The organism is Microcoleus sp. (genome assembly GCF_049646505.1).
Classification (GTDB): domain Bacteria; phylum Cyanobacteriota; class Cyanobacteriia; order Cyanobacteriales; family Microcoleaceae; genus Microcoleus.
Genome location: NZ_JBARVX010000014.1, coordinates 1 through 2,347, shown reverse-complemented (window position 1 = coordinate 2,347; position 2,347 = coordinate 1). Strand labels below are relative to the sequence as shown.

Below are 2,347 nucleotides of genomic sequence, written 5' to 3'. Positions count from 1 at the left end.
AATTGCGCGGCGTTCCTTCCGAAGGCATGATTTGCTCTCTCGCAGAATTGGGACTGGCTAAAGAGTCCGCCGGAATTCACATTTTTGAGCTAGAAAATCCCGAATTGGGCAGCGATATTCGCCCGCTGTTAGGTTTAGATGATGTGATTTTAGACTTGACAGCAACTGCTAACCGTGCAGACGCTTTGAGCATGGTGGGCGTGGCGAGGGAAGTGGCGGCCCTGACTGGGGCGAGTTTGAGAATTCCCGCCGCCGGTGGTGTTGCAATTGAGGACAAAAAAAGCGCCGGTTTAGCAGTAGAAATATCGGAACCGCAAGCCTGCCCGATTTACATCGGTACGGAAATTGAAGGTGTGAAAATCGCGCCGTCTCCAGCTTGGTTGCAGCAGCGGTTGCAGGCGGCGGGTGTGCGGCCGATTAATAATGTGGTTGATGTAACTAATTACATTTTATTGGAATGGGGACAACCGCTGCACGCTTTCGATCGCGATCGGCTACAATCTTTCACAGGTAATTCCGATGTCAGCATCGGCGTGCGCTTTGCGAAAACCGGGGAATCCTTCAAAACATTGGACGGACAAAACCGCAATTTGCAACCGCAAAATTTGTTAATTACTGCTAGCGAAAAACCCGTAGCCTTGGCTGGGGTAATGGGCGGCGAAGACACGGAAGTTCACGAAGGAACTCAAAATTTGGTCTTGGAAGCAGCGATTTTTGACCAAGCAACGATTCGCCGTTCTGCCCGCGCTCAAGGCCTCCGCAGCGAGGCATCGATCCGCTACGAACGGGGGGTGAATCAGGCGGCTTTGACGACGGTGTGCGATCGCGCTATTGCCCTAATTTTGCAGTTGGCTGGCGGGACTGCGACGGTACAGAAAACGGCGAGTTCGGGGGAAGATTTGAGTTGGTCGCGATCGCTCGAATTGCGTCTCGATCGAGTAAACTCAATCTTAGGACAATTAAAAAGAGGAGCAACCGGCGGTTCGGCATATTTGGAACCGGAGGAAGTGAAAAATATCCTCACAGCTTTGGGCTGCGAAGTTACTGCGACGGAAAAAGCACGGGTTTTTGCGATAACTGTTCCGGCTTACCGCTACCGCGATTTAGAAAGGGAAATTGATTTAATTGAAGAAGTCGCCAGACTTCACGGTTACGACAATTTCTGCGATACTTTGCCCAGCAAAACGGAACCTGGTTATTTATCTCTAGAATACGCGCAAGTGCGGAATGTGCGATCGGCTTTTCGGGCGGCCGGTTTGACGGAGTTGATGCACTATTCTTTGGTAAAAACTGAGGGAGATAATCAAGTTGTGCTGGCTAATCCGCTGTTTGTCGAGTATTCGGCTTTGCGGACGGAAATGCTGTCAGGTTTGATCGATGCTTTTCAATACAATTTGGAGCAGGGAAGCGGCGCGCTCAACGGTTTTGAAGTCGGACGCATTTTTGGGAAAGAAGGGGATGTAAAGAAAGAAGCAGATGCCGTAGCGGGGATTATTGGCGGCGACCCGACTGTGTGGAAATGGCAGCAAGGTGGGCGCGATCGACCTTTGACTTGGTTTGAAGCTAAAGGTGTCCTAGAAAGTGTGTTTCAGCAGTTGGGTTTGGCGGTAGAATATGCAAGCGATTCGTCTAATGGGCGCTTGCATCCGGGGCGCACAGCCGCCCTATCGTTAAACGGGAAACCGTTGGGAGTTTTCGGACAGTTACACCCGCAATTGCAGCAGGAAAAGGGTTTGCCTGAGCAGGTTTATGTGTTTCAATTAGATTTGGCGGTGTTGTTGGATGAGTTAGGGCAATCTACAAATTCGACTGGCAAATTCGCGAGTTATTCGAGTTTCCCCGCTTCCGACAGGGATATTGCATTTTTTGCACCGATGGAGGTTCCGGTTGTGGAAATGCAGAGTGCGATGAAGAAGGCGGCGGGTAGTTTGCTGGATTCCGTGGAGCTCTTCGACGAGTATCGCGGGGAAAACGTACCGGCGGGTCAACGTAGTTTAGCATTTCGGTTGATTTATCGATCGGGCGATCGAACCCTCAGCGAAACCGATGTCGAACCAGCCCAACAAAAAGTCCGCGATGTTTTAGTTGAGAAATTCGGCGTTAGTTTGAGAAGCTAACTTTTCGTAGTAAGGACGACCCTCCGCATTCAAGAAAAACTAAAGTCCTCAGTGCGAACCTAAATCCCAGGTTTGTACTGAGGACTTCAGTCCTCAAAAGTCAGACATAACATTAGACTTCTTGCAAAAGTCAAATTTACCCCCCTTAGTCCCCCCTTATTAAGGGGAGAAACAAGAATAATCTTGCTCCCTCCCCGCGGGAGGGGAGGGTTGGGGTGGGGTGCTTTGGA

At 50.4% G+C, this 2,347-nt stretch carries 1 protein-coding gene; it reads left to right on the top strand.

Translation table 11 applies throughout. The features are described 5' to 3' along the window. A partial coding sequence (pheT, locus tag WBA89_RS01020; RefSeq protein ID WP_424403233.1) for a phenylalanine--tRNA ligase subunit beta occupies positions 1-2,117 on the top strand: 2,117 nt, incomplete at its 5' end. Positions 2,118-2,347: the final 230 nt, after the last annotated feature.